At 65.4% G+C, this 25,423-nt stretch carries 26 protein-coding genes; 10 read left to right on the top strand and 16 right to left on the bottom strand.

What is annotated here, in order from left to right; genetic code table 11:
* The gene (locus ATJ93_RS16065; protein ID WP_147376658.1) at positions 1 to 339 is read right to left on the bottom strand and encodes an acetylglutamate kinase; all 339 of its coding nucleotides are present in this window, start codon (positions 337 to 339) and stop codon (positions 1 to 3) included.
* Positions 340 to 900: 561 nt separating this feature from the next.
* Here ATJ93_RS16065 and ATJ93_RS16060 point away from each other — a divergent pair.
* Complete coding sequence (locus tag ATJ93_RS16060; protein WP_120245652.1) at positions 901 to 2,145, top strand: glycosyltransferase family 2 protein; 1,245 nt, start codon at positions 901 to 903, stop codon at positions 2,143 to 2,145.
* A gap of 22 nt (positions 2,146 to 2,167) precedes the next feature.
* Here ATJ93_RS16060 and ATJ93_RS16055 read toward each other — a convergent pair whose 3' ends face one another.
* The 3 genes from ATJ93_RS16055 to ATJ93_RS16045 form a co-directional block, all read right to left on the bottom strand.
* Positions 2,168 to 2,758 (bottom strand): diacylglycerol/polyprenol kinase family protein, encoded by a 591-nt coding sequence (locus ATJ93_RS16055; protein ID WP_120245651.1) that lies wholly within the window; start codon positions 2,756 to 2,758, stop codon positions 2,168 to 2,170.
* 109 nt (positions 2,759 to 2,867) lie between these two features.
* The gene (glyS, locus tag ATJ93_RS16050; protein ID WP_120245650.1) at positions 2,868 to 4,640 is read right to left on the bottom strand and encodes a glycine--tRNA ligase; all 1,773 of its coding nucleotides are present in this window, start codon (positions 4,638 to 4,640) and stop codon (positions 2,868 to 2,870) included.
* Positions 4,633 to 5,487 carry a CBS domain-containing protein gene (locus ATJ93_RS16045; protein ID WP_120245649.1) on the bottom strand — a complete coding sequence of 285 codons (855 nt, stop codon included), beginning with the start codon at positions 5,485 to 5,487 and terminating at the stop codon, positions 4,633 to 4,635. The genes glyS and ATJ93_RS16045 overlap by 8 nt, the downstream gene beginning before the upstream one ends.
* Positions 5,488 to 5,618: 131 nt before the next feature.
* On the opposite strand from ATJ93_RS16045, the gene ATJ93_RS23740 reads away from it, so the two are divergent.
* Complete coding sequence (locus ATJ93_RS23740; RefSeq protein ID WP_170155594.1) at positions 5,619 to 5,786, top strand: DUF7556 family protein; 168 nt, start codon at positions 5,619 to 5,621, stop codon at positions 5,784 to 5,786.
* A gap of 85 nt (positions 5,787 to 5,871) precedes the next feature.
* On the opposite strand, the gene ATJ93_RS16040 is transcribed toward ATJ93_RS23740, so the two are convergent.
* Complete coding sequence (locus ATJ93_RS16040) at positions 5,872 to 6,324, bottom strand: DoxX family protein (protein ID WP_120245648.1); 453 nt, start codon at positions 6,322 to 6,324, stop codon at positions 5,872 to 5,874.
* Between the two features lie 169 nt (positions 6,325 to 6,493).
* Between ATJ93_RS16040 and ATJ93_RS16035 the strand changes: the two genes are divergently transcribed.
* A complete protein-coding gene (locus ATJ93_RS16035; RefSeq protein ID WP_120246038.1) occupies positions 6,494 to 7,078 on the top strand; it encodes a hypothetical protein in 585 nt (194 codons plus the stop codon).
* A gap of 90 nt (positions 7,079 to 7,168) precedes the next feature.
* On the opposite strand, the gene ATJ93_RS23735 is transcribed toward ATJ93_RS16035, so the two are convergent.
* From ATJ93_RS23735 to ATJ93_RS16010, 6 genes are all read right to left on the bottom strand, one after another.
* On the bottom strand, positions 7,169 to 7,324 hold the full coding sequence (locus ATJ93_RS23735; protein ID WP_170155593.1) for a hypothetical protein: 156 nt from the start codon (positions 7,322 to 7,324) through the stop codon (positions 7,169 to 7,171).
* A gap of 246 nt (positions 7,325 to 7,570) precedes the next feature.
* On the bottom strand, positions 7,571 to 8,977 hold the full coding sequence (locus ATJ93_RS16030) for an ABC transporter ATP-binding protein (protein ID WP_120245647.1): 1,407 nt from the start codon (positions 8,975 to 8,977) through the stop codon (positions 7,571 to 7,573).
* Positions 8,937 to 10,160 (bottom strand): ABC transporter ATP-binding protein, encoded by a 1,224-nt coding sequence (locus ATJ93_RS16025; RefSeq protein ID WP_120246037.1) that lies wholly within the window; start codon positions 10,158 to 10,160, stop codon positions 8,937 to 8,939. Before ATJ93_RS16025 ends, ATJ93_RS16030 begins: the two co-directional genes overlap by 41 nt.
* Before the next feature lies 1 nt (position 10,161).
* Positions 10,162 to 11,157, bottom strand: a complete 996-nt coding sequence (locus ATJ93_RS16020) for an ABC transporter permease (RefSeq protein WP_120245646.1) — start codon at positions 11,155 to 11,157, stop codon at positions 10,162 to 10,164.
* Between the two features lies 1 nt (position 11,158).
* Positions 11,159 to 12,157: an ABC transporter permease gene (locus ATJ93_RS16015; protein ID WP_120245645.1), complete on the bottom strand. Its 999-nt coding sequence runs from the start codon at positions 12,155 to 12,157 to the stop codon at positions 11,159 to 11,161.
* 114 nt (positions 12,158 to 12,271) lie between these two features.
* Positions 12,272 to 13,948 (bottom strand): ABC transporter substrate-binding protein, encoded by a 1,677-nt coding sequence (locus tag ATJ93_RS16010; protein ID WP_120245644.1) that lies wholly within the window; start codon positions 13,946 to 13,948, stop codon positions 12,272 to 12,274.
* A gap of 357 nt (positions 13,949 to 14,305) precedes the next feature.
* On the opposite strand from ATJ93_RS16010, the gene ATJ93_RS16005 reads away from it, so the two are divergent.
* From ATJ93_RS16005 to ATJ93_RS15990, 4 genes are all read left to right on the top strand, one after another.
* Positions 14,306 to 14,725, top strand: a complete 420-nt coding sequence (locus tag ATJ93_RS16005; RefSeq protein WP_120245643.1) for a PPC domain-containing DNA-binding protein — start codon at positions 14,306 to 14,308, stop codon at positions 14,723 to 14,725.
* A gap of 1 nt (position 14,726) precedes the next feature.
* Positions 14,727 to 18,416 carry a DNA polymerase II large subunit gene (locus ATJ93_RS16000; RefSeq protein WP_120245642.1) on the top strand — a complete coding sequence of 1,230 codons (3,690 nt, stop codon included), beginning with the start codon at positions 14,727 to 14,729 and terminating at the stop codon, positions 18,414 to 18,416.
* Positions 18,417 to 18,544: 128 nt separating this feature from the next.
* Positions 18,545 to 19,792 carry a BGTF surface domain-containing protein gene (locus ATJ93_RS15995; RefSeq protein ID WP_120245641.1) on the top strand — a complete coding sequence of 416 codons (1,248 nt, stop codon included), beginning with the start codon at positions 18,545 to 18,547 and terminating at the stop codon, positions 19,790 to 19,792.
* A gap of 72 nt (positions 19,793 to 19,864) precedes the next feature.
* On the top strand, positions 19,865 to 20,203 hold the full coding sequence (locus ATJ93_RS15990) for a DUF7130 family rubredoxin-like protein (protein ID WP_120245640.1): 339 nt from the start codon (positions 19,865 to 19,867) through the stop codon (positions 20,201 to 20,203).
* Between the two features lie 82 nt (positions 20,204 to 20,285).
* Here ATJ93_RS15990 and ATJ93_RS24375 read toward each other — a convergent pair whose 3' ends face one another.
* Complete coding sequence (locus ATJ93_RS24375; RefSeq protein WP_281271571.1) at positions 20,286 to 20,420, bottom strand: hypothetical protein; 135 nt, start codon at positions 20,418 to 20,420, stop codon at positions 20,286 to 20,288.
* A gap of 206 nt (positions 20,421 to 20,626) precedes the next feature.
* Here ATJ93_RS24375 and ATJ93_RS15985 point away from each other — a divergent pair, with 206 nt between their 5' ends.
* Together ATJ93_RS15985 and ATJ93_RS15980 are read left to right on the top strand one after the other, a co-directional pair.
* Positions 20,627 to 20,920, top strand: a complete 294-nt coding sequence (locus ATJ93_RS15985; protein WP_120245639.1) for a DUF7130 family rubredoxin-like protein — start codon at positions 20,627 to 20,629, stop codon at positions 20,918 to 20,920.
* Positions 20,921 to 21,020: 100 nt separating this feature from the next.
* Positions 21,021 to 21,947 carry a ketopantoate reductase family protein gene (locus tag ATJ93_RS15980; RefSeq protein ID WP_120245638.1) on the top strand — a complete coding sequence of 309 codons (927 nt, stop codon included), beginning with the start codon at positions 21,021 to 21,023 and terminating at the stop codon, positions 21,945 to 21,947.
* 83 nt (positions 21,948 to 22,030) lie between these two features.
* Here ATJ93_RS15980 and ATJ93_RS15975 read toward each other — a convergent pair whose 3' ends face one another.
* Complete coding sequence (locus ATJ93_RS15975; protein WP_120245637.1) at positions 22,031 to 22,393, bottom strand: NifU family protein; 363 nt, start codon at positions 22,391 to 22,393, stop codon at positions 22,031 to 22,033.
* Between the two features lie 144 nt (positions 22,394 to 22,537).
* Complete coding sequence (locus ATJ93_RS15970) at positions 22,538 to 22,855, bottom strand: DUF5783 family protein (RefSeq protein ID WP_120245636.1); 318 nt, start codon at positions 22,853 to 22,855, stop codon at positions 22,538 to 22,540.
* A 187-nt stretch (positions 22,856 to 23,042) separates the two neighbouring features.
* Between ATJ93_RS15970 and ATJ93_RS15965 the strand changes: the two genes are divergently transcribed.
* Complete coding sequence (locus ATJ93_RS15965) at positions 23,043 to 23,450, top strand: hypothetical protein (RefSeq protein ID WP_120245635.1); 408 nt, start codon at positions 23,043 to 23,045, stop codon at positions 23,448 to 23,450.
* A 68-nt stretch (positions 23,451 to 23,518) separates the two neighbouring features.
* On the opposite strand, the gene ATJ93_RS15960 is transcribed toward ATJ93_RS15965, so the two are convergent.
* Together ATJ93_RS15960 and ATJ93_RS15955 are read right to left on the bottom strand one after the other, a co-directional pair.
* Entirely contained in the window at positions 23,519 to 24,331 is an 813-nt protein-coding gene (locus ATJ93_RS15960; RefSeq protein ID WP_120245634.1) for a DUF7260 family protein, read from the bottom strand.
* Positions 24,328 to 25,281, bottom strand: a complete 954-nt coding sequence (locus tag ATJ93_RS15955) for a DUF7551 domain-containing protein (protein ID WP_120245633.1) — start codon at positions 25,279 to 25,281, stop codon at positions 24,328 to 24,330. The genes ATJ93_RS15960 and ATJ93_RS15955 overlap by 4 nt, the downstream gene beginning before the upstream one ends.
* Positions 25,282 to 25,423: the final 142 nt, after the last annotated feature.

Here is a 25,423-nt window from a genome sequence, read left to right as displayed (position 1 = left end):
CTATCCTGTATTGCCGTTTAAGGCCTCCTCGACGATTCGTTGGATCTCCTGCTCGAGGCTGGTGTCTTGCTCGATGTCTTGATCGACATCCGCGCTTTGTTCACCGAAGTTCGTTTGATCCGATTGCTGGACCTGGATCAACGGTGCGTCGCCCGTCTCGCCGGAGAGCGAGTTCGTGTTCGCCTGATTCTGTTCCTGCGTGAGATCAGCGACGTTCGCAGCGGCTTGATCGAGATCCGCATCTTGGTCGGTTTGGTTGTCCTGTGCAGCGGCTGTGCCCATAAACAGGAGGCCACCGACGACTGCGATTGTAAGTACGATTGCAAGTGTTCGCTTCATGCTTTTACACTCCGGGCACGTACGGGGAGACGGCGTCGCCACTGGTCTAGGCCCCGGTGGGACGCCCCGTTGTCAGGACGCCTCGCCGTCCTCGTGTACGTGACCCGACAGGGAGTAGCGCCGGTGAGCGTATTAAGCGCGAGATATAGTTCCATTGATATGTGTCTTATTTGAGTACGGAAACGGTGCCGTCCGTACGAGTAACACGCAGATGTCTCGGGCGAACAGACTCCCCGAGACCCCGTCCGTATCGCCGGATTGTCCTCGTCGATCTGTGTAATGGGAATTTATACGTCGATTCAAACCGTCGTTTCCGCTCGGCGACCACGACTCCTATTGCCGGTGGAAATGTCTCTCGCTCGAGTGCAATACGGGCGATTTCGAGCCGTTCCAATAGATCTTTGTGGCATCGTCGCACGCGCTGTGTTCCTCGCTGACTCCACCTGACGAACGGACCGACTTCGATTTCACGCGCCGCGATTGCCATCAGTAACCGTCTTACGGCCCGAGTCGCCAATCTTATTGTCATCTGACGGTACAGTCAGTAGCAGTAGACAGTACATGCTCGAGTTCTTTTTCGCGAATCCGTTATCGGGCGCGCTCGTCGCGGTCCTCTGGGTGGGATTGGGGCTGTACGGCTTCTCGGCGGGCTGGTGGCTCCTCGAGACGCTCGTGTTCGCCCGCGGCTGGCGCGTTGCGGACGAGGACCGGCCGTGGGGACCGGACGACGTACAAGTTCGGATCCTGACCGTCGACGCCGAACCCGTCGTCCAGGCGACGGTCAACGCCGTGCCCGACGCGATCGCGGACGTTCGCGTGATCGCCGAATCGGAGCTGTCGATCGACGGGGCGACCGTCCACGTCGTCCCCGACGAGTTCGACTGCACGGCAGTCAGAAAGGGACGGGCCGTCGAGTGGGCTCGCCAAAACGTTCCCTGCGAGTCGGAGTACGTGCTCTACCTCGACGAGGATACGATCATGACCGGCTTCGACGGCCTGCCGGACGCCGACGTCGTCCAGTTCACCGAGAAGCCGATCTACACCGGCTCCCGGCTCGCGTACCTCTGTGAGCTGTTCCGCGTCGGCTACCAACTCGAGCAGCTCGGTTTTCACCGCCTGCGATACCCCCTCTACGCGTGGGGTGGCGGGATCGCCGTCCGGGCGTCGCTCGAGGACGCGGTCACCTGGGACGCGCGCACCATCACCGAGGATACGAACTTCATCTGGCGGGCCGCCGACGCGGGCGACCTCTCCTACCGGCTGCTCGACACCCGATTTCGAAACCAGGCGCCGCCGTCGGTGCGCCAGTTGATCAGACAGCGCCGGCGGTGGATCTCCGGGACGATCGCCGACGGGCACATCCTGCCGCGCCGCTACCGGCCGCTGTACTACACTCGAGTCATCGTCTGGGGGCTCTCGCCGCTGGTCCCGGTCGTCGCTCTCGCCGCGTACCTCGCGCCGGGACAGCTTCCGACCCTCGAGTGGTACGGCTCGGTCGCCGCCGTTCTCGCGGGTATCCTCTTCGTCTACATGAGCGGGGGCCTGGTCGCCTACCGGAAGCATCCGCTCCTCTGGCTGCCGGTTCTCGTGCTAACGCCGGTCGCCGTCGTGACCCACGCGATCGGCGCGCTCTGGGGTATTTTTCAGCCTGCGACGACGTTCGACGTCACCGAGAAGGTCGTCCCGGAGAGGATCGAGACGTTCCACGACGAACTGGAACCCGGCGAACTCGCGGCCCACGACGGGACCGATCGACTCCTGCGCGAGTCCGACGAGGCGTTCGAATCGTCCGTCTTCGGGGACTGAGAGCGGCAACTCACACTTCCGCTTACATGGGCCCGAACTCGAGGGCCAGCCACGCCAGCCCGGCGGCGTAGATCGGGATCGTCAGGTTGTCGTCGATGATGTAGGTCCGAATCTCGAGCGTAACGCCGTCGGCGACGGTCGCGCCGAGTGCCGCCGCGAGTACGGCCAGCGGCGAGTCGGCGAGGAAGGGCGCGGCGAGCAGCGCCGAGACGACGAACATCGTCGCGAGCACCTTCGGCCCCTTGACCCGCTTTAGCGTGTTGTCCGAGACGGCTCCGCTGATCGGGTCGCCGAGCGCGAGCATCAACATCGCGGGGAGGGCGATAGCCGGCTCGAACGCGAGAACGACGGCGGTCATGCTGAGCAGGTAGAGGGCGTATCCCGCGGGGTTGTCCTCCTCGTAGTCGCGGGTGAGCACGTCGTAGAGCCGCCAGTTGAGACCGATCCGAAGCCGAACGAACTCGAGGACGAGCGCGCCGGTTGCGAGGACGACCATCAGAACGCGAAAGCGCGCCCACGTCAGCCCCAGCTCGAGGGCGTCCGCGAGCAGGTAGAGCGCGACCAGCCCGGAGCCGCTCGCGTGGACCAGCCGTCGCTTCAGTTCGTCGGCCATCACTGCATCGCTCGACGGAGACGACCTTCAGTCCGTCGGTTACATTCAGTTGAGAAATGTTCGCGAACGTACCGGTGGTCCGGGTGCGGGCGCAGGTGGGGTACGAGCGTTACAGCTCCTCGAACGCGAGGTCGCCGCTGCGAAGCGCCGACAGCGTCTCGGGGAGTTCGTCGACGGGCAGCCGCTTTTGCTCGGTCGTGTCTCGTTCGCGCACCGTAACCGTCGTCTCCTCTTCCTCGAGGGTCTCGAAGTCGACGGTCACGCAGAACGGCGTGCCGACCTCGTCCTGGCGGCGGTAGCGCCGGCCGATGTTGCCCGAGTCGTCGTAGGTCACCGAGAGGCCGACCTCGCGGAGGTCGGCGACGATATCCTGCGCTTGCTCGACCAGTTCGTCGTCGGTCTGGAGCGGGAAGACGCCGACGAAAGTCGGGGCGACCTCGGGCTCGAGTTCGAGGTACGTCCGCTCCTCGCCGTCGACCTCGTCCTCGCGGTAGGCGTGGTGCAGGACGGTGTAGACCAGTCGGTCGACGCCGAAGGAGGGTTCGACGACGTGGGGCGTGATGTGTTCGCCCGCTTCGGTCTGTTCCTCGACGCTGAAGCCGGTCTTTTCGGTCGGAATCTCGTGGGTCTCGCCCTCGAGCGTGATCTCGACGGTGTCGCCCTCGAACGCGGATCGATCGCGGGCCGCGAGGTCCTCGAGCTTTTGCACGACGGCCTGCGCGTCCCCGCCGAACTCGGGGCCGAGGTAGCTCATGTCGGGGTCGACCGTCGCGCGCTCGACGGTCTTCGGTTCGTCGTACTGCTTGAAGATCGTAAAGCGGTCGTCGGCGTGCTCGCCGTGCTTCGAGAGGTCGTAGTCGCCGCGGTAGGCGAAGCCGGCCATCTCGATCCAGTTGCCGTCGATCTCGCTCTCGGCGTCCCAGCAGTCCGCCGCGTAGTGAGCGCGCTCGCCCGAGAGGTGCTGACGGAACCGGAATCGGTCCATGTCGACGCCGACCGCGTCGTACCACGGCTTCGCGACGCCGAGGAAGTAGGCGACCCACTCGTCGCCGATGATGCCCTCCTCGACGGCCGCGCCGATGGTCGTCTCGATCTCCTCGCCGTCGTCCTTGTTCTGCTCGCTGGCCGGGTACAGCGTCACTTCGACGTCCTCGACCGTCGAGAGGTCCGGCTTGTCGGTTTCGGGATCGATGAAGTACTCGAGTTCGGCCTGCGTGAACTCCCGCGTCCGAATGATGGAGCGCCGCGGGCTGATCTCGTTGCGGTAGGCGCGGCCGATCTGGGTGACGCCGAAGGGCAGTTGGTTCCGGGCGTACTCCTTCAGGCGCGGGAACTCGACGAAGATGCCCTGGGCCGTTTCGGGGCGCATGTAGCCCGGGTCGGAGTCGCCGGGACCGATGTTCGTCGCGAACATGAGGTTGAACGCCTCGACGGCCTGGCCCGCGAGGCCGGCGCTGCAGGAGGGACAGACGAGTTCGTACTCCGCGATGACTTCTTCGACCTCCGGGATCGGGAGGCTCTCGGCGTCCTCGTACTCCGTGTTGTCCTCGACGACGTGGTCCGCGCGGTGGCTCTCGCCGCACTCGGGACACTCGACGAGCATGTCGTCGAAGCCGTCCAGATGTCCGGAGGCCTCGAAGACGGGTTCGGGCATGATCGTCGGCGCGTCGATCTCCATATTACCCTCGGCGACCGCGAAGCGGTCGCGCCAGGCGTCCTCGACGTTGCCCTTCAGTGACGCGCCCTGCGGGCCGAAGGTGTAGAAGCCGCCGACGCCGCCGTACGCCCCGGAGGACTGGAAGAAGTAGCCGCGTCGCTTGGCCAGTTCAACCAGTTTCTCGCTCGTCGCCGTACGCTCCTCGGGGTGTTGTTGTTCACTCATAGAGTGCCTCCAAGATGTCGACGTCGCAGACGATGCCGACGAGCTGCTCGCCGGTCACCATCGGAATCTGTTCGATGTCGTTGCTGATCATCCGCTGTGCGGCCTCCTGGATCGACGTGTTCGCCGAGACCGTGACGACGTCGTCGCTCATGAACTCGCTGACGGGGCCGGCGGGAATCTCGATGTCCCGCGTGGGCAGGTAGCGGCTGCCGACGGCCTTGATGCCCTCCCAGGACCACTCGTCGTCCTGGTCGCCGAAGTTGTCGCCGGTCTCCTCCTCTCCCTCGACGATGCGAGCGACCTCGAGCACGTCGACGATCGTGAGGATGCCGCTCATCCGGCCGTCGTCGTCGAGCGCGACGGCGTAGGGAACGTTCGCGTAGGAGAGCTCACGTTCGGCGACCGGCAGTGGCGTCTCCTCGTAGGTCGTGTTCACGTTCTCGCTGGCCCACGCCTCGACGGTGTCGTCGGTCGGCTGGTCGCCGGTCGCGATCGCGTGGACGACGTCGGTGACGGTGACGATTCCCTCGAACTCACCGTCGACGACCGGGACGCGACGCGCGCCCTGCTCGACCATCGTCCGCGCGACGTCCTCGAGCGCGGTGTCGGCCGTGGTGGTCGGCACGTCCTCGTCCATCAGCATAACCAGCTGGTCCTCGTCGGGCTGTTCGATCAGGGCGTTCCGGGAGATCAGGCCCCGATACTCCGGCCCGTCGTCGGTCGGTTTGACGACCGGGACCGACGAGAACGGCTGTTCTTGCAGGTACTCGAGGACGTCGGACCGGGTACCCGGCAGCTCCACGGTTACCACGTCCTCGCGGGGCGTCATCGCGTCGGCTACGTTCATATCACCACGGTACGGCGAAAATGAGTATAAACCCAGTGTTTCACACGCCGGCGACCCCGACGGCTGATCGGTCCGTCCGACGGACAGTCCGATTCGACGACTTTATATGTGGGTGGGAGACAGTAACATACATGGCGACGAACCCCCACGCCATGGCGGAGAACGAGACGATCGTCGGGTCGATCGATTCGACCGACGCGAGCGACGGCGACGCGTACGTCATCGCCGATATTTCGGCCGACGATGCCTGGCTTTCGATGCAGGCCGATGATGCACCGACGCTGACTGCTTGGCGATAACGGGGGTTGGGGGATCCTCTACTCTTTCGATTCCGAATTACTAGTCGCTGTTGGACTAGCCGGTAACCGATAGCCGGTAGCAGCGTTAGAAGGGACCGAGTCCGAATCCGAGCGCGTACGGCCACTCGAGGGCGGCAACCGCGAACAGCGCGATCGACGCGCCGAGCAGGCCGACGTTCTTCAGGAAACTCGTCAGTTCCGACTGTCGCTGCTCCTCGGGGACGGCCCAGAAGTCGTGCATCGTCGGCGTCGCGACCAGTAGGAAGACCCCGAGCGCGGCGGCCGCAAGTCCCGGGAAGACGCCGAGGACGACGCCGAGGCCGCCGAACACGAGTGCCAGACCGGACAGCGCGACCGACGCTTTCGGCGCCGGAATGCCCTTCATCTCGGCGTAGCCCGCCATGTTCTCGAGGTCGAGGAAGTGATTCAGTCCCGTAAAGGCGAGCGTGCCGCCAAACAGGATGCGCGCGACGAGAAACAGTTCGGCCGCGAACGGGCCGTCGAACTGCAACGGTACCGATTCGATTGCTGGTAACATCGTGTAACCAACTGTAGAAACGCTACCGTAATAGCCGTTCTTGGACATCGGTTTCCCCAGGTAACACGGCCGTTATCGACGGATGCGGACGTCTCTCGCACTACGCGTGAGCGCACTCCACGTGCACCTCGAGGCTAGCTTTACTGGGTTCGGCGTCGTGGCTCCGCTCATGGACGATTCCCGACCGCGAAGCGACCGATCGCGTTCGGACTCGCAGTCTCGCTTCCGCTCGCGGTCCGGGACGACTCGAGACGCGCAGTCGGGCGCGGACCCGCACTCGCGTCACGACGCCGGCCTCGAGGCTGCGTCGACGTACGCCCTCACCGCCGGCCTCGGCCTCGAGCGGCTCGTGCCCGCAGCCGTCGCGCGGCGCGCGATCGACGTCGCGGTCGAGACCGACCGCGCGGTCTACGCGCGCGGCGATCCCGTCGAGATCACCGTCGCGTTCCGGAATCGGCTCCCGCTCCCGGTCGAGGTGCCGACGCCGCGCCAGCGACCGTGGGACTGGCGCGTCGACGGCGAACTCGAGGCTACTGACGAGCGACGCTACGTCCGAGATCGGCCGTCCTCGATCTCGTTCCGCGGCGGCGAGCGAAAGCGCGCGACCGTCACGTGGAACGGGCGACTCGAGCGAACGGGTGCTCGGCACGAATCAGTCGTTCCAGGCCCCGGCGAGTACGAAATCGAAGCGTTCGTCGCGACGCACGCGGATCGCTATCGGCCGAGCGATTCGACTGTTATCGAACTCGAGTGAAACCCGGCGTCGACCGGCCGGCGAGGCGGTCGAGTCGGGTGGATGAAAAGCAGCGGTCGGATTGCGGTCCGTGCAACCGTGTTGCCCCCGTTATCCGGTGAGCATGCCGCCCGGTGGAATGCGTCCCGAGGGGCTGTCGTCGTCCGCCGACTCGTTGTCGCCGAAGTCGGGGGAGTGTTCGATCGTTCGTCGGATCTTTGCGCCGGTCTGCGTGTACGTTGCCATCAGAGCGAGGATCTTACTCATACACGAGTAAATACTCGGGGCACACGGATAAGTATTTTTGCAGCGATAGACCGTGTTGGTTAATCGTTCTTCATTCGTTGGTGGATAGCATGCACGATGTGTGTATTCGTCGCCGAACTAACCGATAAGAATTACAACTGGTCAGATCAGTCCGGTCGGTCGGAACTGCCGTGATGCGTAGAACAGTCGGTCGCACGGCCGGTTCCGATCGGCGCTCGAGTCGCCTCGCGCCGTAAGGCCCTTGTCTCAGCGGTGGCGGTGACAGGCCGCGTAATGGGTCCCCGAGCCGTACGCCGGGTCGACCTCGTAGGCCGGCCGCTCGCGGGCGCAGATACTTTGTTCGGCGAAGGCCTCGAGCAGGCGCTCGGTGGCCGTCTCCCAGTCGACGGCGGCACCCTCGCCGTCGGCCGAGGACTCCGCGCTCGCCCCGTTTCCGCCGGCACTCCGCTCGGAATCGGTCGCGATCAACTCGAGCGCCTCCGCGACGATCTCGCCCGCCTCGCCGCCCGGCAGTTCGCCGTCGAAGAACTCCCGCTCGAGGTCGGCGGCCGCCGTCGGCTCGAACCCGCGGCGTTTGACCGCGCGCATGAACGCCCGCGTGTGCGCCCACTCTTCCTCGGTCAACTCGTACCGCTCGGGTGCGATCAGCTTCGGACACCGCGTCCGGAACCGACAGCCCGACGGCGGGTTCACCGGACTCGGCACCTCGCCCTCGAGCACGCCGCGGGCGTTTCGCTTGCGCGGATCGGGGACGGGAATCGACTCGAGCAGCGCCTCCGTGTAAGGGTGCTGGGGATTTTCGAACAACTCCTCCTTGTCGGCCAACTCGACGATGTTGCCGAGGTACATCACCGCCACGCGGTCGGAGATGTGGCGGATGACCGAGAGGTCGTGGGCGATAAAGAGGTAGGTCAGGCCGAACTCGTCCTGCAGTTGGTCCATCGTGTTCAGCACCTGCGCCTGGATGGAGACGTCCAGCGCCGACACGGGCTCGTCACAGACGACGAAGTCCGGATCGACCGACAACGCTCGCGCGAGGTTGACCCGCTGGCGCTGGCCGCCCGAGAACGCGTGCGGATGGCGCTCGTAGTGGTGCGGATCCAGCCCGACCTTCTCGAGCAGTTCCTTCGCGCGGGCCTCCCTCCCCTCGTCGTCTAACATGCCGTGGGCGCGCATCGGCTCCTCGATGATCCGGCCGACCGTCATCCGCGGATCGAGCGACGCCTGCGGGTCCTGGAAGATCATCTGCATCTCCGAGCGCTTCTCGCGGATCGCCTCGCCGCTTAACGTCGCGAGGTCGTCGCCCTTGAACGCGATCGTGCCGTCGGTCGGCTCGAGCAGCCGGAGGATCGTCCGGCCGAGCGTGCTCTTCCCGCAGCCCGATTCGCCGACGAGGCCGAGCGTCTCGCCCCGCCGTACCTCGAAGCTCACGTCGTCGACGGCCTTGACCCGTTCCTGGCCGACGTCGATCGGCGGGAACTGGCTCGTGTCGATCGAAACGCCGCTCAGCAGGCCCGACTCCTGGGCGAAGTACTTCTTGAGCCCGTCGACCTCGAGCAGCGACTCGCCCTCGTCGACGTCGGTCGCCGTCTCACCCGTGACGCGGCCGACGTCACTCACGGCCGTCACCTCCGGTGCCGTCGGCGCGGGCATCGCGGCTGTAGTCGGTCCGGTCGGTATCGCTTCGTTCGCCGTCTGTCGTCTCGGTGCTCCCGCCACCCTGCCCCTCTGCGCTCTCCGGCGTGTCGGCCGTCACCTGCGGTTCCGTTTGTAGCGGCGGGCTCTCGTCGTAGCCCACGTCGAAGGCGTCGTGTTTGACGCAGGCCGCCCGGTGCGGGTGGTCGCCGGCGCGGTCGACTTCCTTCGTCTCCGGATGCACCCGCTGGCAGACCTCCCGCGCGTCGGGACAGCGCGGGTGGAACCGACAGCCCGAGGGCGGCTCGATCGCCTCGGGCATCACGCCCTCGATCGGCTCGAGTTGCTCGACGGTGCGATCGGGGCGGGGAATCGAGTCCAGCAGGGCGTCGGTGTAGGGGTGCTTGGTGTCGTGGAATAATTCGTCCACCGGCGCCTGCTCGACGATCTCGCCGAGGTACATCACGTTCACGCGGTCGCAGATCTCGGCGACGACGCCCATATCGTGGGTCACCCAGATGAAACTGGTTCCGTACTTCTCCTGCAGTTCGTCCACGAGGTCGATGATCTGGCCCTCCACCGTCACGTCCAGTGCGGTCGTCGGCTCGTCGGCGATGATGAGGCTCGGTTCGCACGCGAGGGCCATCGCGATCAGCACGCGCTGGCGCATCCCGCCCGAGAACTGGTGAGGGTACTCCTCGTACCGTTCTTCGGGATCGGGAATGCCGACCTCGCGGAGCATGTCGACCGCCTCCTGCCGCGCCTCGTCTTTACCGAGGCCGCGGTTCAACTCGATGAACTCCCGCAACTGCCCGCCGACGGTGAAGACCGGATTCAGCGACTCCATCGGATCCTGGAAGATGACGGCGATCTCGTTACCCCGGATGCGGGTGCGGATCTCCTCGTCGGAGAGCACGTCGTCGCGTTCCCGCAACTCGCCGTCCGGCCCCTCCTCGAGGCCGAAGATGGTCTCGCCCTTGTAGGTGATCTCGCCGGCGACGATCTCTCCGGGGGACTCGACGAGTCGCAGCAGGCTCATCGAGGCGACCGACTTGCCGGCGCCGCTCTCGCCGACGAGGCCGACGATCTCGCCCTCGCGGACCTCGAAGGAGATGCCGTCGACGGCGCGTACCGTGCCTGCTTGGGTGAAAAACTGTGTCTTCAGGTTTTCGACGCGGAGGAGTGGGTCCGACTGAGCCATATTAATCGTTGATTCGGGGGTCTAAGGCGTCCTGCAGGCCGTCGCCGAACAGGTTGAAGCCCATGATGGTGACCATGATCGCGAGGCCGGGCCAGATCGAGAGCCAGACGTTCGAGTGCATGTAGCTGTGGGACGTGTTGAGCATCTCGCCCCAGTCGGGCGTCGGCGGCTGCGCGCCGAACCCGAGGAACGAGATGCCGGCGACGATCAGGATGGTCACGCCGATCTGCAACGTCGCGTACACCAGCACGGGTGCGAAACTGTTCGGGATAACGTGGTGCAGGATGATGTTGCGGTCTTTCACACCGGCGGCGCGGGCCGCTTCGATGTAGTCCATCTCGCGAACCGACAGCACCTCGCTGCGGATGATCCGGGCGAACACCGGGATAAAGGCGACGCCGACGCCGACGATGGCGTACATCACGTCCGGGCTGCCGCCGCTGACGAACACCGTGAAGACGATGATCAGGATCAGCGGCGGGATCGCGTACACCGTCTCGATGATCCGCATCAGCAGGTCGTCGACCCAGCCGCCGTAGTAGCCGGCGACGGCGCCGACGATCGTCCCGCCGACCAGCCCGAGGAAGGTCGCGGCGAGGCCGACGCTGACCGACACCTGCGCGCCGTACACGATCCGGGTGAAGTAGTCCCGGCCGCTCGGATCCGTCCCGAGGGGGTGCTCGAGCGACCCGCCGGCGTGGAACGCGGGCGGTTCGTTCGGCTGGGCTTCGCCCGGCGGCGGCAGGTTCTCGGGGTGTTCGAAGATCGGCAGCGTCTCCGCGAACGTGAAATCCGAGAGCGCGCCGAACGTGAGCCGCGAGAGGTTCGCGTCGACGAGCGTGTACGCCGTGATCAACAGGACGGTCAGGATGACGTAGAGACCCCAGCGAGCGGTGGTGTCTCGCTTGATCTTCCGGAGGGTGTTGCGCCACCCGGTTTCGGTTTCCTTGGTCGCCGGCTCGGTGCCGCTCTCGACCTGGGTTTCGCCGACCGCCATGCTATTCAGCCTCCCCGTACGTGACGCGCGGATCGATGTACGCGTAGGCGATGTCGGTGATGATGACGCCGATCACGAACATCGTCGCGATGATCATCGTGATACCCATGATGAGTTGGTAATCTAACTGGACGATCGCCTCGTAGAACAGTCGCCCGAGGCCGTTGATGTTGAAGACGAACTCGGTCAGTACCGCGCCGCCCAGCGCCGTCGACAGGTTGAGCCCGACGATCGTGATGATCGGCAACTGGGCGACCTGAAACGCGTGCTTGCGCAGGATCGTGCCCTCGGGGACGCCGTAGGCCCGCGCGAGCTTGACGTATTCGCCCTGCAGCGAGTCGATCATCTGCGTGCGCTCGACGCGCATCAGCGTCGCCATCTGCAGGGTCCCCAGCGCGATCATCGGCAACAGCAGGTGCCGGAGCGTCTCGACCGCGTGCTCGACGTAGCCGTCGTGCCCGTACGTCTCCGGCGGCCACCAGGGGTAGACCAGGTCCGACGACGGGAGCCAGCCCAGTTGGACGCCGAACAGCAGGATCAGCATGATGCCGATCCAGAACGAGGGCGTGCTCACGCCGATCAGCGCGACGATCCGCGAGACGTGGTCGAACGGCTCGTTTCGCCGCTTGGCCGCGAGGATGCCGAGCGGAATCGACGTGACGAGCGCGAACGCGTACGCCGACAGCACCAGCATCAGCGTCGGGCCGATCCGCCGAGCGATCAGGTCGGAGACGGGGCGGTTCCGGTGGAAGCTGTGACCCATGTCGCCCTGCACGAGCCCGGCCATGTAATCGAGGTACCGCTCGTGGAGCGGCCTGTCGAGGCCGTAGCGGGCCTCGAGTTGCGCGATCGTTTCGGCGTCGACCTCCTGACCCTGCACCATCAGCCTGATCGGGTCGCCCGGCGTCATGTTCGCGAGGACGAACGTGATGACCGAGATCCCGATCAGGACGGGGATCGCCTGCGCGAATCGGTAGGTCGTGTAGCGGAGTAGTCCCATTGCGTGGCTCTCAAGCGGGGGGTTCGGCGTGTGTTCGGTGTCCGGTTCGTCTCTCCTCGCTGCGACTGGATCGTCGGCGCCGACGAGGCTGCTCACGGCACCGATCGGGCGGCGTCAACCGTCGATCCAGGTATTCTGGTAGTCCGAGACAATGCGCGGGTTGTAGCTCACCTCCGGGTGCGCGTGCAGGTCCTTGACTTGCTCGCGGGCGGCCATCGTGTTGTGCTCCGAGTAGGCCGGCAACACCGGCAGGTACTCGAGAACTTCTTCGGTGACGCTAACGTACAGGTCTCGGCGCTCCTCCTTGTCGGCGCTCTCGCGGGCCGCGAGGATGTTGTCGTGGAACTCGCCCTGCCCCTCGTAGAAGTGGCCCTGGCCGACGCCCTCCTGGCTCTCGTGGAAGAGGTTGTAGTAGTAGACGTCGGGGTCCGGGCCGCCGGTCCAGCCCAGCAGGTACATCTCGTAGTCGTCGGCGTTGCCGGTCACGTAGGTGTCGACGAGCGTCGCGAACGACATGCCCTGGACGTCCGCCCCGTAGCCGACCTCGGTGAGCCGGGAGCCGATCCGTTCGGCAAGCGCCTCGCGCGGGCCGCCCTCGGGGGCGATGATCCGGGGTGACCAATCGTCCGGGACGCCCGCGTCGTTGAGCAGTTGCTCGGCCTGGTCGGGATCGTACTCGGGCATCTGGTCCGCCCACTCGTCCGTGGGGAACTCCCAGCCGCCCGCTTCGTTGGTCAGTTCCGGAATCGGGCTCACGAGCGCGTCGGCCGCGGCCCCGAGGTGGTCCTCGACGAACTGCTGCATCGAGAACGAGTGGGCGACGGCCCGTCTGACGTCCGGATCCGTCGTCTGGCCCTCGTTGCAGTTGAAGGCGAGGTACATGTACGACGGACTCCGGGTCCCGTGGATCCGGACGCCGTCCTCGCTCTCGACCTCGTCCCACTCCGTGGCCGGCACCGTGTCGATGACGTCCGTATCGCCTGCCAGCACCTGCGCGACGCGGTTCGCGTCGTCCGGCGCCGCCTCGAACCGGATCGTCTGGACGTAGGGCTGGGGATCATCCCAGTAGTCGTCCCAGCGCTCGAGTTCGACGTACTCGCCGGGCTGGAAGTCCGCGAACTGGTAGGGACCCGAGCCGATCGGATCGGTGTTGAAGGCCTCCCTGTCCTCGGTCCGGACGTCCTCCGGGACGACGTTGACGCCCATCGTCATCATGGTAAAGGGGCCGTACTCGTGCTCGAGGCTCACCTCGAGCGAGTAATCGTCGATCGGCTCGGCCGACTCGATCATCGCGTACGTCGCCGCGTTCTGGGTTTCCTCCTCGACGGGCGCCGTGAAGGAGTGGGCCACGTCCGAGGCGGTCACCTCGTCGCCGTTGTGGAACTCGATTCCTTCCTGAATCTGGAAGACGTAGGTCGTGCCGTCCTCCTCCTCGGGCATCCCGTCGGCGATCTTCGGCTCGAGCGTCATCTCGTCGTCCCACTCGTAGAGGCCGTCGAACACGAGGTTCGCGACCTGCATGCTGTAGGAGTCGAAGGAGACGACGGGGTCGAAGTCCTCGTCCCGCTCGGCGGGCTGGAGGAACTCGAGGGAACTGCTGCGGGCCGCCTCCTCGTCGTCGGGCTCCTCGCGCTCGTACTGGTAGTCGCTGATGTCGGCGGTGCTGTTCCCATCACCGTTCCCGTTACCGCCGTCCTCCTCACCGATGCACCCTGCGATGACCGCCGCCGAGACCGCCCCACCGGCGGCCAGTACTCGACGGCGAGTCGAAGTCGGTGACTGATATCCCATCCTCCCGACGATAGACGTACCAGTGGTCTTTGTTATCTCCTACCAAACTACTGTGTATTCGGTGATATATTCGCCGCCGAGTTGTGTAATTCCCTGTTACGCGGTCTCGACTGTACGTCCCTGTTCGAAAATGGTACTCGAAGAACATGACTGCGACAAAGTATCAGTTTCCGGTCTCGATCGGATGTAGTCGTCCGCTCGAGGCCGTCTTCGTACGCCTGCGTGTTGTCAGAAAGGCACTTAGACTGTCGACAGTCCTCTCAGCGCGCTCGGCTGCCGCGTCGATCTGCGCCGGTCGAGCGGCCCCCGCGACGGGGTTCCTCAACCTTTTTGATGCCGTCCACCAGACGTGAACGTATGGATTATCGCGAGGTCGAGACGACGGCCGAGTACGTGGCCCGTCTCGAGACGGGGGCCGACTGGCGGGCCGAGATCGAATCGCTCGCCGACGACGTCGAGGCCGACGCGGCGTGGTTTACCGCGCTCGGCGCCGTGCAGGACGCGGAACTCTGGTTCTACGATCAAGACGAGTGCGAGTACTACCCGATCGAGTTCGACGAGCCGCTCGAGGTGGCCAGTTGCGTGGGCAACGTCTCGTGGCTGGACGACGAGCGGTTCGCCCACACCCACGCCGTGCTCTCCGACGACGAGGGCACGACCTACGCGGGCCACCTGAACGAGGCGACGATCTGGGCCGGCGAGGTTCACATGCGCGTCTTCGAGGACCCCCTCGAGCGCGAGTACGACGAGACGACCGAACTGGACCTCTGGCTCTGACATGCGCGAGGAAGACGAGCAGTACTTCCAGACGCTCGAATCTCGCCTCGACGAGGCCTTCGACGTGGCAGAGACGGCCAAACAGCGCGGTGCCGACCCGAAACCCGAGGTCGAGATTCCGACCGCGCGGGACATGGCCGACCGCGTCGAGAACATCCTCGGGATCGACGGCGTCGCCGAACGCGTCCGCGAACTCGAGGGCGAGATGTCCCGCGAGGAAGCAGCGCTCGAACTCGCCGAGGACTTCGCCGAGGGTCGTGTGGGCGACTACGAGACCAAAGCCGGGAAGGTCGAGGGCGCCGTCCGTACTGCGGTCGCCCTACTGACCGAGGGCGTCGTCGCCGCCCCCATCGAGGGGATCGACAAGGTCGAAATCCTCGAGAACGACGACGGCACCGAGTTCGTCAACGTCTACTACGCGGGACCGATCCGCTCGGCGGGTGGTACCGCGCAGGCCCTCTCCGTGCTCGTGGCGGACTACACCCGCGCGCTCGTGGGCATCGACCAGTACAAGGCCCGCGACGACGAGATCGAGCGCTACGCCGAGGAAATTGCCCTTTACGACAAGGAGACCGGTCTCCAGTACACGCCCAAGGACAAGGAGACGAAGTTCATCGCGAAGCACATGCCGATCATGCTGGACGGCGAAGCGACGGGCGACGAAGAGGTGTCGGGCTTTCGCGACTTGGAGCGGGTCGACACCAACAGCGCCCGCGGCGGGATGTGTCTCGTCATGGCCGAAGGGATCGCCCTGAAGGCCCCGAAGATCCAGCGCTACACCCGCAATCTCGAGGAGGTCGACTGGCCGTGGCTGCAGGATCTGATCGACGGCACCTACTACGACGATGCGGGCGACGAGGAAAGCGACGACGAGGCCGACGACGCCGACGAGGAATCCGCCGATGACGGGGACGATGCAGATGCCGAGGGCGCCGACGACGGTTCCGAATCCGACGAACCGCAGGGTCCCCCGCGCGTCGACAAATCGAAGAAGTTCCTCCGGGACCTGATCGCCGGCCGGCCGGTCTTTTCCCACCCCTGCGCTCACGGTGGGTTCCGCCTGCGCTACGGCCGCGCGCGCAATCACGGCTTCGCGACCGCCGGCGTCCACCCCGCCGCGATGCACCTGGTCGACGACTTCCTCGCGACCGGGACTCAGATCAAGACCGAACGGCCCGGCAAAGCGGCGGGGGTCGTCCCCGTCGACTCCATCGAGGGCCCGACCGTCAAACTCGCCAACGGCGACGTGCGCCGGATCGATGACCCCGAGGACGCCCTTGAAATCCGAAACGGCGTCGAGAAGATCCTGGACCTCGGGGAGTACCTGGTCAACTACGGCGAGTTCGTCGAGAACAACCACCCGCTCGCGCCGGCCTCCTACACCTACGAGTGGTGGGTACAGGACCTCGAGGAAGCCGGTGTGGACGTCCAAGCCCTGAAAGACGACCCTCGAATCGACCTCGAGTTCCCCGACCCCGAGGAGGCCCTCGAGTGGGCCCTCGAGTACGACGCCCCGCTCCATCCCGAGTACACCTACCTCTGGCACGACATCTCGGTCGACGCCTTCTGCGACCTCGCGGCGGCGGTCGCCGAGGGACGAATCGAGGAGGACGGCGACGGCAGCGTGAACGGTAACGGGGACGACAGCATCCTCGTCCTCGAGCACGACGAGGCGGTCGCAGACGCACTCGAGACCGTCGTCATCGAGCACCGCCAGCGCGAAAGCGAGGACCGCATCGAAATCGACGACTGGCGGCCGTTCGTTCGCACGGTCGGCTGCGAGCTCCGGCAGGCGGTCGCCGACGGGGCCGCGCTCGAGCCGGATCCGGAGGGTCGCGGGGAGGAGCCCGAACCCGACCCCGAGGCGCCGACCGTCGAACTCGAGCGTACCTGGAGCGACGACGACCTCTCCGAGCGGGCCCGCACCTGGGGCCACGACGAGGAAGGCGACAACGCCATCGAGGCGGTCAACGAGGTCGCCCCGTTCGAGGTTCGCGAGCGCGCACCCACCCGAATCGGGAACCGAATGGGCCGCCCGGAGAAGTCCGAGAGCCGGGATCTAAGTCCCGCCGTCCACACCCTGTTCCCGATCGGCGAGGCCGGCGGCACGCAGCGCAACGTCGCCGACGCGGCCAAACACGCCGAGACGATGTCCGATACGCCGGGCGTCGTCGAAGTGCAGGTCGGCCGCCAGCGCTGTCCGGACTGCGACGCGGAGACGTTCAAGAACCGCTGTCCGGACTGCAACGCCCGAACCGAGCCCGACTACCGCTGTCCGGACTGCGACCAATCGCTCGAGCCCGACGACGCCGGTCGCGTCGAGTGCGACCGCTGCGAGGTCGAGGGGACCTGCGTCGAATCCCGCGAGATCGACGTCAACGACGAGTTCCGCAGCGCCTTAGAGTCGGTCGGTGAACGCGAGAACGCCTTCGACATTCTGAAAGGCGTCAAGGGGCTCTCCTCGACGAACAAGATCCCCGAACCGATCGAGAAGGGCGTTCTGCGGGCGAAACACGACGTCTCGGCGTTCAAGGACGGCACCGTCCGCTACGACATGACCGACCTCCCTGTAACGGCGGTTCGGGCCAGCGAACTCGACGTCGACGTCGGCCAACTGCAGGCGCTCGGCTACGACGAGGACATCCACGGCGAGCCGCTGACCCACGAGGACCAGCTGGTCGAGCTGAAAGTGCAGGACATCGTTCTCTCGGACGGCGCCGCCGAGCACATGATGAAAACGGCGGATTTCATCGACGACCTCTTAGAGCAGTACTACGGCCTCGAGCCGTTCTACGAGATCGAGGATCGCCAGGACCTCGTGGGCGAACTCGTCTTCGGCATGGCGCCCCACACGAGCGCCGCAACTGTCGGACGTGTGATCGGTTTCACCAGTGCAGCCGTTGGGTACGCTCATCCGTACTTCCACGCCGCGAAGCGTCGCAATTGCGACGGCGACGAGGACTGCGTCATGCTGCTTCTCGACGGACTTCTCAACTTCAGTAAGTCTTTCTTGCCGGACAAGCGCGGTGGCAAGATGGACGCCCCCCTCGTCATGTCCTCCCGCATCGATCCCTCCGAGATCGACGACGAGGCCCACAACATGGACATCGTCTCGCAGTATCCCCGCGAGTTCTACGAGGCCACCCGCGAGCAGGCCGACCCCGAGGAGGTCGACATCCAGATCGCCGAGGAGACGCTCGGAACCGACCGCGAGTACACCGGCTTCGAGCATACCCACGACACCACCGACATCGCGATGGGCCCCGACCTCTCCGCCTACAAGACGCTGGGCTCGATGATGGAGAAGATGGACGCCCAACTGGAACTCTCGCGGAAACTCGAGGCCGTCGACGAGACCGACGTCGCCGAGCGGGTCATCGAGTACCACTTCCTGCCGGACCTGATCGGCAACTTGCGGGCCTTCTCGCGGCAGGAAACCCGGTGTCTCGACTGCGGCGAGAAGTTCCGCCGGATGCCCCTGACCGGCGAGTGTCGGGAGTGTGGCGGCCAGGTCAACCTCACCGTCCACCAGGGTTCGGTGAACAAGTACATGCAGACCGCGATTCAGGTCGCCGAGGAGTACGACTGTCGCGACTACACGAAACAGCGGTTGGAGGTCTTAGAGCGCTCGCTCGAGAGCATCTTCGAGAACGACAAGAACAAACAATCAGGCATCGAGGACTTCATGTGACGTGTTTGGCCGGTCGATATCACTGCTTCGTTCGTCGGTATCGGATTTGACCTGAGTATCGAGTTTCCAAACTCGCTCCATTTATTGTCAACGAAGAATATATTACAGCGACGTAACTACTCCCGCGTATGGGTAATTGGTCCCCCATAGCAGGAGTAGCGATATCGAAACGACTGCTCGCGATCGGACTGCTCGCCCTCTGTGTCCTCTCTGCGAGTGCGAGTGTAGCCGCCGCTGCCGATGATCCGTCGTTCGATTCGGATACCGTCGAAGTGCAGGAGAACGAAACTGCGACCGTCAACGTAACGGTCGGCGACGCGGACGAAATTCCCGTCCGATTCGGCGACGAGGATCAGCTCAACTACGAACTCACCGGAACGATCGATCCGGGCGAAGCGGAGACGGTAACGATCCGGATCGATCCGTATGCGACGGCCGACTCCGAATCGCCGATTTCGGTCGCGGGCGACGCGTCGCTCGATATCAGCAGTGAATCGGAACTCGAGTCGGCGCTGGATCCGGCGAGTTACGAGCTCGCAGTGCTCGAGTCGAATGCGGACGGTGAGTCCGTTATTGACGAAACGAACGTTGTCGTCGCTGCGGCGGACGACCGAAACGAGAACGCCGTCGAGGCGAGTGACGACCCCGTGACTCCGACCGACCGGGGCTGGATCCTCCTCGAGAATGACTCGGCCGAAACGATCGCACTCGAACCGGCCGGAGCGACCGAAGGCGATCAACTCGAGGTCCGACTGTCGGCACCTGGGGTTTTCGTCGTGACCGAGTCGACAACGGTCAACGAAAGCGGCGTCGCAACCGTGACGTTCGACCTCGAGGATCACTCGGCCCCGCAACGAGCGGAGTTCGCCGTTCGAGGGGACGAAGCGAACGTCTCCGAAGACTACCCCGTCTACGTGACTGCGGCCGGGCAAGACGGTGATCGGTCGACTACTAATGCAGATACGATACTCGAGAACGCGTCGTCGGCGTCGGTTGCGCTTGACGTTGATGCCGAAACGGGCACGGAACTCGACGTGATGCTCGTCTCGCCCGAGCAGTTCGTGCGCGAATCGACAGCGACGGTCGACCAAAATGGGACCGTACAGGCCGCGTTCGATCTCGACGGTGTCGACGCCGGGGTCGGGGCGACCCTCAGCGCCTACTCGGCGGACGAACTCGTCGAGGAGCGATCCGTTGCTATCGTCGATGCCGGAAATACGACCGAAGGAACGGAAGAAGCGCAGTCGAACGAGAGCGCATCGACTTCGGCGTCGGCGACGGAATCGACTGAATCGACGAACGATTCGATTCCCGGGTTCGGCATCGTCGCTACACTCGCCGCACTCGGTATCGCGGCAGGGCGTCGTAGAGGGTGAGTCGCGGCCGCGTTCGCGGCCCTGAACAATGCGCGCTGTGTCTTTATCGGCGTCGGCGGCGGACGTTCGTACATGGTCGAAACTGGCGAGACACCGGCGAGGGAAGGCGAGGCAGAGGCAATCGAGGAGGTTCACGACGTCAATCTGGGTCAGACGGTTTACGACGAGGACGGCAACGAGCTCGGCCGCGTCCGCGGGCTCGAGCAGAGCGGGTTTTTCGTCACTACCCGCGAAGGGGCCGAAGCGATGAGCGTCGAACACGCTCGCTCGGGCCACGAGTTCGGCGAAGCACACCTGATGTGGCGCTGCATGGAGTGCGGACAGATGGGCGATATCGACGACGGACTGCCCGACGAGTGCCCGAACTGCGGGACCGAGCGGGAGAACCTGATGTACTGGACCGAAGATTGAGCCGCGGTGCCGCCCACCTCGCTGACTGTTTTCGTTTCCGTTCTCCGTCGTGACGCTTCGGTCTCGAGATCGAGTCGGATCATCACGCGAGCGCCGCGTAGCCGACCGGGAAGATCGTCGCGTCGTACAGTCCGTGGACGACCATCCGAACGGCGAGGTTTCGCGTCCGCTCGTCCGTGACCCCGAAGACGATCGCGAGGGCGACGAACGCGCCCACCGCTCCGAGCGTTCCCGCTGCTCCCCCGCGCAGTGCGTGACGTGAACGGCGGCGAACAGGACGCTCGCGAGGCCGATCGCGGTGGCCGGTCCGAACGCCCGTCTCCGCCGAGCCAATCTCTACGCTCGAGCCGAGCACGCCCGAATTCTATATAGCGGGTTATGATTTATGGCCTCTCGAGACGTAGCTCTCTAGCGGTGAGTCACATGGCCGCAGAACAACCGCAGCTCACGCTTGGCACGACGGTTTACACCGAGGACGGCACCGAAATCGGCCAGATTCGCGGCGTCGACGAGAACGGCCTCTACATCTCCCTTCGAGACGGGATTCAGGGGCTGAGCGTCGAACACGTCCGATCGGGCCAGCAGTTCGGCGAGGCCGAACTCATGTGGCGCTGTTGGGAGTGCGGCGAGATGGGGCGTCTCGAGGAGGATGTCCCGGATGCGTGCCCGAACTGCGGTGCCGAACGCGAGGAACTGTACTACTGGACGGAGGACTGACCCTCGGGGCTAGGTTTCGTCGAACTACAACCGAACTCGAGGTCGGCGGACCGAACTCCCGACGAAAACCGTTTTTACCGCGCTCGATCCACCTCGTGGCATGGAGACGCTCGTTTTCGGGGCCGGGAGCTTGGGGAGCCTCGTCGGCGGCTTGTTGGCTCGCGAGCACGACGTTACCCTCGTCGGCCGCGAGGACCACGTTGCAGCGATTCGCGAGTCCGGACTCCGACTCGAGGACAGTACCGACGACGGCGCCCTCGAGGTCGAGACGCCGACGACAACTTGGCCGACCGCGACGACCGACGGCCGGAACCGCGAAGCGGATCTCGCAATCGTCGCGGTCAAGGCCTTCGACACCGGGGCGGCTGCCGACGCGCTCGCGACGGGCTCGTTCGACGCCGTGCTCTCGCTCCAGAACGGGCTGGGAAACGAGGAGCGGCTCGCGGATCGCCTCGAGGCGCCGGTACTCGCCGGGACGGCGACCTACGGCGCACTGCTCCGCGAGCCGGGTTGCGTCGCCTGCACCGGCCTCGGCGAGCTCGCCCTCGGCGCTCGAGCGGGCGGCGAATCGCCCGTCGCTGATCGAATCGGGGCGGCGTTCGCCGCCGCCGGACTCGAGGCGACGGTCGCGACGGACATGCCGCGTCGGCTGTGGGAAAAAGCCGCCGTTAACGCCGGTATCAACGCGGTAACGGCGCTGACAGCGACCGAAAACGGAGCAGTACTCGAGACGCCGGCGAACGACGTGGCGCGAGCGGCGACGCGGGAGACGGCCCGCGTCGCTCGAGACTGCGACGTCCGAGTATCGAATCGCGAGGCGCTCGCTGCGATGGAGCGGGTCGCCGAGCAGACGGCTGCGAACACGTCGTCGATGCGCCAGGACGTCCTCGCGGGCCGCCGAACTGAGATCGACGCGATCAACGGCTATATCGCCGCCCGAGCCGACGAACGAGGGCTCGAGGTGCCGACGAATCGGACGTTGACGGCGCTCGTTCGAGCGTGGGAGCGCGGGCGGGGACTGCGGTAGGGACGGCTCGGTGCCGACGCGACCGCCGAACTGCCGGCTACGCGGCAGGAAACAATAAAAGCGGGATATCGGCTGGAGACGACTTAGAACGGCGCTTCGGGGCCTTCGTCGGACTCGCCGTCGTCGTCGACGGTTTCGCCGGGGAACGACGGCTCCATGCCGCCGCCCATGTCGTCGCCACCGTCCATGCCGGTGTGGGCGTTGACCTGCTCGATTTCCGGGATCTCCTTGACCATGCGGCTCTTGATCGCCTGAATCGTCATCGGCGAGATGCCACAGCCGCTGCAGGCACCGCCCAGCGCGATCGAGACCTCGCCGGTTTCGCGGTCGAGGTCCTGAATCGCCGCGCTGCCGCCGTGCATCTGGATCTGCGGGAAGTTCCGCCGCAGGAAGTTCGCGACGCGCTCTTCGAGGTCGTCCCCGTCGTTCTGGGTTTCCGTGCTCATAGAACTGCCTTGGGTGTGAGTCCCCCTAAACCTTCCGTCCTCCCTGTTCGCTCTTCGCACGCTGTGGCCGAAAATACGGCTGTGACGAGCGTGTGACCAGTTCCACGGCGGCCGGCCTTACTCGAGTCGTCCCGTCTCGAGGACCTACTCGAAGTCGAACACTCGCCGCAGTTCCGTCTCGATCTCCTCGACGTGCGTCTCGAGGACGGTCTCGAAGCGTTCCTCCTCGACGAGAACGCCGGAAAGCCGACCGTACGGGTCCTCGGGGAGCTCGACGCGGAACTCGCCGTCGCCCTCGTAGAAGGGTTCGCTCTCGTTGAGGACCTGTTGGTCGATCGCGTGGACGAGTTCGGAGTCGTACTGGTCGTTCATCCGGTTGAACGCGTTCTTGTACGCCTGCTGGAGCTCCGGGAAGTAGTTGGCGTACTTGTCTTCGAATTTCTCGGGGTCGAAGTCGGCCATACCGGAATGCAGCGGGAGCGACGATAAAAGTCGGACGATCGGCCGGAGCGATACACTGTAGAAAACAATCGTTAAGATTCTGTTACCGGAGCGCTCCGCTCGGTTGAAACGGTATCGACTGCCTACAAACATGGCTGCGTACGCAAGCGGAACGAACACCCCGAACTCAACCGTTAATACGAATCACATGTCCATCGACCAGCGACCCATTCCGCCGGAAGCGTTACCGCCGGGATGGGGCGCCGCTGAACTCTGCGACGATCGGTTCGCCTACCGATACAGGCAGCCGCCAATCGAACTCGTCGCGGATCGAACGACAACCGATCACTCTCACCCCCGACTCGGACTCGGGTACTGCTGGGAGCTCCGCTACCGGTACTCGCTTCGCGACCGTTCCATCTCGGAAGCCATCGGCCTCGTCTCGACCAGGCGCGCCGCCGTCGAGGGCCTCCTCGAGAGCATGCGCCGGGTCCACGAGCGGGCCGAATCGATCGACGATCCGTTCGACGTGACTACGGTCCTCGATCGCATCTCGCTCTCGGAGATCGTTCCTGACGGCCGCTCGGACGGTGCCCGCGGCGGCAACGAAGCGTAACCGAACAGTCCATACTGCCCGTTTTTCGCCGACAGCCACATCGAGAGTCGCTCGTCTCCTCGTCCGCGTTACGCCCGCCGGACTAGGTGGTCGCGAACCGTTCGCTGGCACTCCCGGCAGATCCGATACAGGCGCGTGAGCGTCGCGAGCACCGGATACCGCGAATCGAACGACGCGTACACCGATTCCACGAGCGTTCGATACGGCACGTCGCCGGCGTCCCGAACCGGGTCCTGTAACCGCTCCTGTCGCTCCTCGAGCACCGTCCCTAGCCGATCGCAGAATTCCTCGAGTCGGTCGTGTTTCGCCCGCAACTCGTCGAATCCGCACTGGTGCAGCGATTCCGCGGCCGTCGACCGAAGCCACGCGACGATCGAATCGAGGTCGTCGACGAGCGTCTCGAGGCGTTCGGCTTCGGTCTCGAGCGCCGCCTGCAGCCGTTCCGCCTCGAAGCGTCGCGTCGTCGCCGCCTCGACGACGGCGGTTTTCAACTCCGCAGTCCAGGTCGAGTTCGTCGTCAGCGCAACGGCGATGTCGCGCGAGAATTCCGCCGCGAGCGCTCGTACGACCGATTCCTCGCCGTCGATCTCGATGGTGGTATGCGGGACGATCGTCTCGAGGAACGTTCGTCGGACGACGGCGCAGGGATCGGGCGTCGCCGGCCCCGCACCGGCGGCCCGGGACGTCATCACCGTCGGCGTCGCCTGTGCGACCGGGCCGGCGGTCGTGGCGGAGGGGCCGGCCGGCAGATCACGGACGCAGGCGGCGAACGATTCGAACGCGTCGATTCGATCCGCAACCGACGCTCGCTGTTCGGTGACGCACTCGAGCGCACGGTGGACGTCCGTCGCAGATGCCGTCTCGGTCGCGTCCCCGGTCACGATTCGGATCCCTCCTCGACGCAGATTAGCCCGTCCGCCGCCGCGTCCGTCGTCAACACGAGTCGCCAGTCGTCGTCGCCGAGCGCACTCGCCTCACTGACGCCGAGGGGGGCACAGCGGCCGGCATCCGCTCCGGCTTTCACACTCCCTTCCTCGTCGACCGTCCGACGGAGCAGGTCGATCCCGATCGGCAGCGTCGGAAACCGACGCTCGCTGCTTTCCATCGCGTAGCCGCGCAGGTAGACGACCCACGCGTTGCCGCCGTCGGCGTCGAGCGGCCGGCGAACGACTCCGTACTCGGAGATCAGCGAAAGCGAGTGCAGGTGCTCGAGGCTCGCTTCGACGGGGTCCTCGGCCACGGCCGCCTGCACCGGTGACAGGGCCCGTGCTGCCGCCTCGAGCACCCCGACGCGTTCGCTCGGCGTGAGATGGCGTTCCAGCTCCGTCGCCATGCTCTCGAGCAGCACCAGACAGAGGGCGTCCGGGTCGGTCACGGCCTCCGCGGCGGCGAGGTACGTGTCCATGATCGCGCTCTCGGCGGCAGCGTGATCGCGCGCCGAGAGCGCCTCGAAGACGGCGCCCGAGACGTCGTGGCAGAAGCCGATCAGCGGCTGTCGTCCGCCGCCGGTCGCGTCCGTCGACCTCGAGCGGCCGGCGACCGGTTCGGCGGCGCTCGGTGCGGGCGGCGCCGGATCGGCAGCCGAACCCTGTCCCTCCTGGCAGACGACGGGATCGTAAAACGGCAGCTGTGGGTCGTAGCGGCGCAGTGCAGCCCGGTACTGCTCGGTTGCTTTTACGGCGTCGACCGCAGCCTCGCGCGACGGAAATCGCTTGCCGGCGACGGGAACTGGCCGCTCGCCGGATCGGCCACAGACGATGTAGTACTCGCCGCCGTCGCTCGCTAACTGTTCGATTCGCTCGCGGATTTCTCGTAGTGTCGTTCCGACCATGGTTGCTCGTTCCTACGGCGTTCGAACCGGATTTCGGTCCGCTCGTCGCGATCCGCGCGGAAATCGCCTCCTGCGAGGACGGGTTCGCTCGCGGATCACGGCTTGCTCATGGTTTAGGCCAACCTAAAGGTAAATAAGTCTA

The organism is Halopiger aswanensis (genome assembly GCF_003610195.1).
Classification (GTDB): domain Archaea; phylum Halobacteriota; class Halobacteria; order Halobacteriales; family Natrialbaceae; genus Halopiger; species Halopiger aswanensis.
Note: the sequence above shows the minus strand (reverse complement) of the source record. Positions and strands in the feature narration are given on the sequence as shown.

Excerpts from the sequence above, each read along its gene's own strand:
- ATJ93_RS15995 (WP_120245641.1), top strand. The coding sequence starts at position 18,545 with ATGGGTAATTGGTCCCCCATAGCAGGAGTAGCGATATCGAAACGACTG.
- ATJ93_RS16065 (WP_147376658.1), bottom strand. The coding sequence starts at position 339 with ATGAAGCGAACACTTGCAATCGTACTTACAATCGCAGTCGTCGGTGGC.
- ATJ93_RS16055 (WP_120245651.1), bottom strand. The coding sequence starts at position 2,758 with ATGGCCGACGAACTGAAGCGACGGCTGGTCCACGCGAGCGGCTCCGGG.
- ATJ93_RS15955 (WP_120245633.1), bottom strand. The coding sequence starts at position 25,281 with ATGGTCGGAACGACACTACGAGAAATCCGCGAGCGAATCGAACAGTTA.
- ATJ93_RS16040 (WP_120245648.1), bottom strand. The coding sequence starts at position 6,324 with ATGTTACCAGCAATCGAATCGGTACCGTTGCAGTTCGACGGCCCGTTC.
- ATJ93_RS15975 (WP_120245637.1), bottom strand. The coding sequence starts at position 22,393 with ATGAGCACGGAAACCCAGAACGACGGGGACGACCTCGAAGAGCGCGTC.
- ATJ93_RS16030 (WP_120245647.1), bottom strand. The coding sequence starts at position 8,977 with ATGCCCGCGCCGACGGCACCGGAGGTGACGGCCGTGAGTGACGTCGGC.
- ATJ93_RS16000 (WP_120245642.1), top strand. The coding sequence starts at position 14,727 with ATGCGCGAGGAAGACGAGCAGTACTTCCAGACGCTCGAATCTCGCCTC.
- ATJ93_RS16020 (WP_120245646.1), bottom strand. The coding sequence starts at position 11,157 with ATGGCGGTCGGCGAAACCCAGGTCGAGAGCGGCACCGAGCCGGCGACC.
- glyS (WP_120245650.1), bottom strand. The coding sequence starts at position 4,640 with ATGAGTGAACAACAACACCCCGAGGAGCGTACGGCGACGAGCGAGAAA.
- ATJ93_RS23735 (WP_170155593.1), bottom strand. The coding sequence starts at position 7,324 with ATGAGTAAGATCCTCGCTCTGATGGCAACGTACACGCAGACCGGCGCA.
- ATJ93_RS16045 (WP_120245649.1), bottom strand. The coding sequence starts at position 5,487 with ATGAACGTAGCCGACGCGATGACGCCCCGCGAGGACGTGGTAACCGTG.
- ATJ93_RS23740 (WP_170155594.1), top strand. The coding sequence starts at position 5,619 with ATGGCGACGAACCCCCACGCCATGGCGGAGAACGAGACGATCGTCGGG.
- ATJ93_RS16035 (WP_120246038.1), top strand. The coding sequence starts at position 6,494 with ATGGACGATTCCCGACCGCGAAGCGACCGATCGCGTTCGGACTCGCAG.
- ATJ93_RS15985 (WP_120245639.1), top strand. The coding sequence starts at position 20,627 with ATGGCCGCAGAACAACCGCAGCTCACGCTTGGCACGACGGTTTACACC.
- ATJ93_RS16015 (WP_120245645.1), bottom strand. The coding sequence starts at position 12,157 with ATGGGACTACTCCGCTACACGACCTACCGATTCGCGCAGGCGATCCCC.
- ATJ93_RS16010 (WP_120245644.1), bottom strand. The coding sequence starts at position 13,948 with ATGGGATATCAGTCACCGACTTCGACTCGCCGTCGAGTACTGGCCGCC.
- ATJ93_RS15965 (WP_120245635.1), top strand. The coding sequence starts at position 23,043 with ATGTCCATCGACCAGCGACCCATTCCGCCGGAAGCGTTACCGCCGGGA.
- ATJ93_RS15990 (WP_120245640.1), top strand. The coding sequence starts at position 19,865 with ATGGTCGAAACTGGCGAGACACCGGCGAGGGAAGGCGAGGCAGAGGCA.
- ATJ93_RS16060 (WP_120245652.1), top strand. The coding sequence starts at position 901 with ATGCTCGAGTTCTTTTTCGCGAATCCGTTATCGGGCGCGCTCGTCGCG.
- ATJ93_RS15970 (WP_120245636.1), bottom strand. The coding sequence starts at position 22,855 with ATGGCCGACTTCGACCCCGAGAAATTCGAAGACAAGTACGCCAACTAC.
- ATJ93_RS16025 (WP_120246037.1), bottom strand. The coding sequence starts at position 10,160 with ATGGCTCAGTCGGACCCACTCCTCCGCGTCGAAAACCTGAAGACACAG.
- ATJ93_RS15980 (WP_120245638.1), top strand. The coding sequence starts at position 21,021 with ATGGAGACGCTCGTTTTCGGGGCCGGGAGCTTGGGGAGCCTCGTCGGC.
- ATJ93_RS16005 (WP_120245643.1), top strand. The coding sequence starts at position 14,306 with ATGGATTATCGCGAGGTCGAGACGACGGCCGAGTACGTGGCCCGTCTC.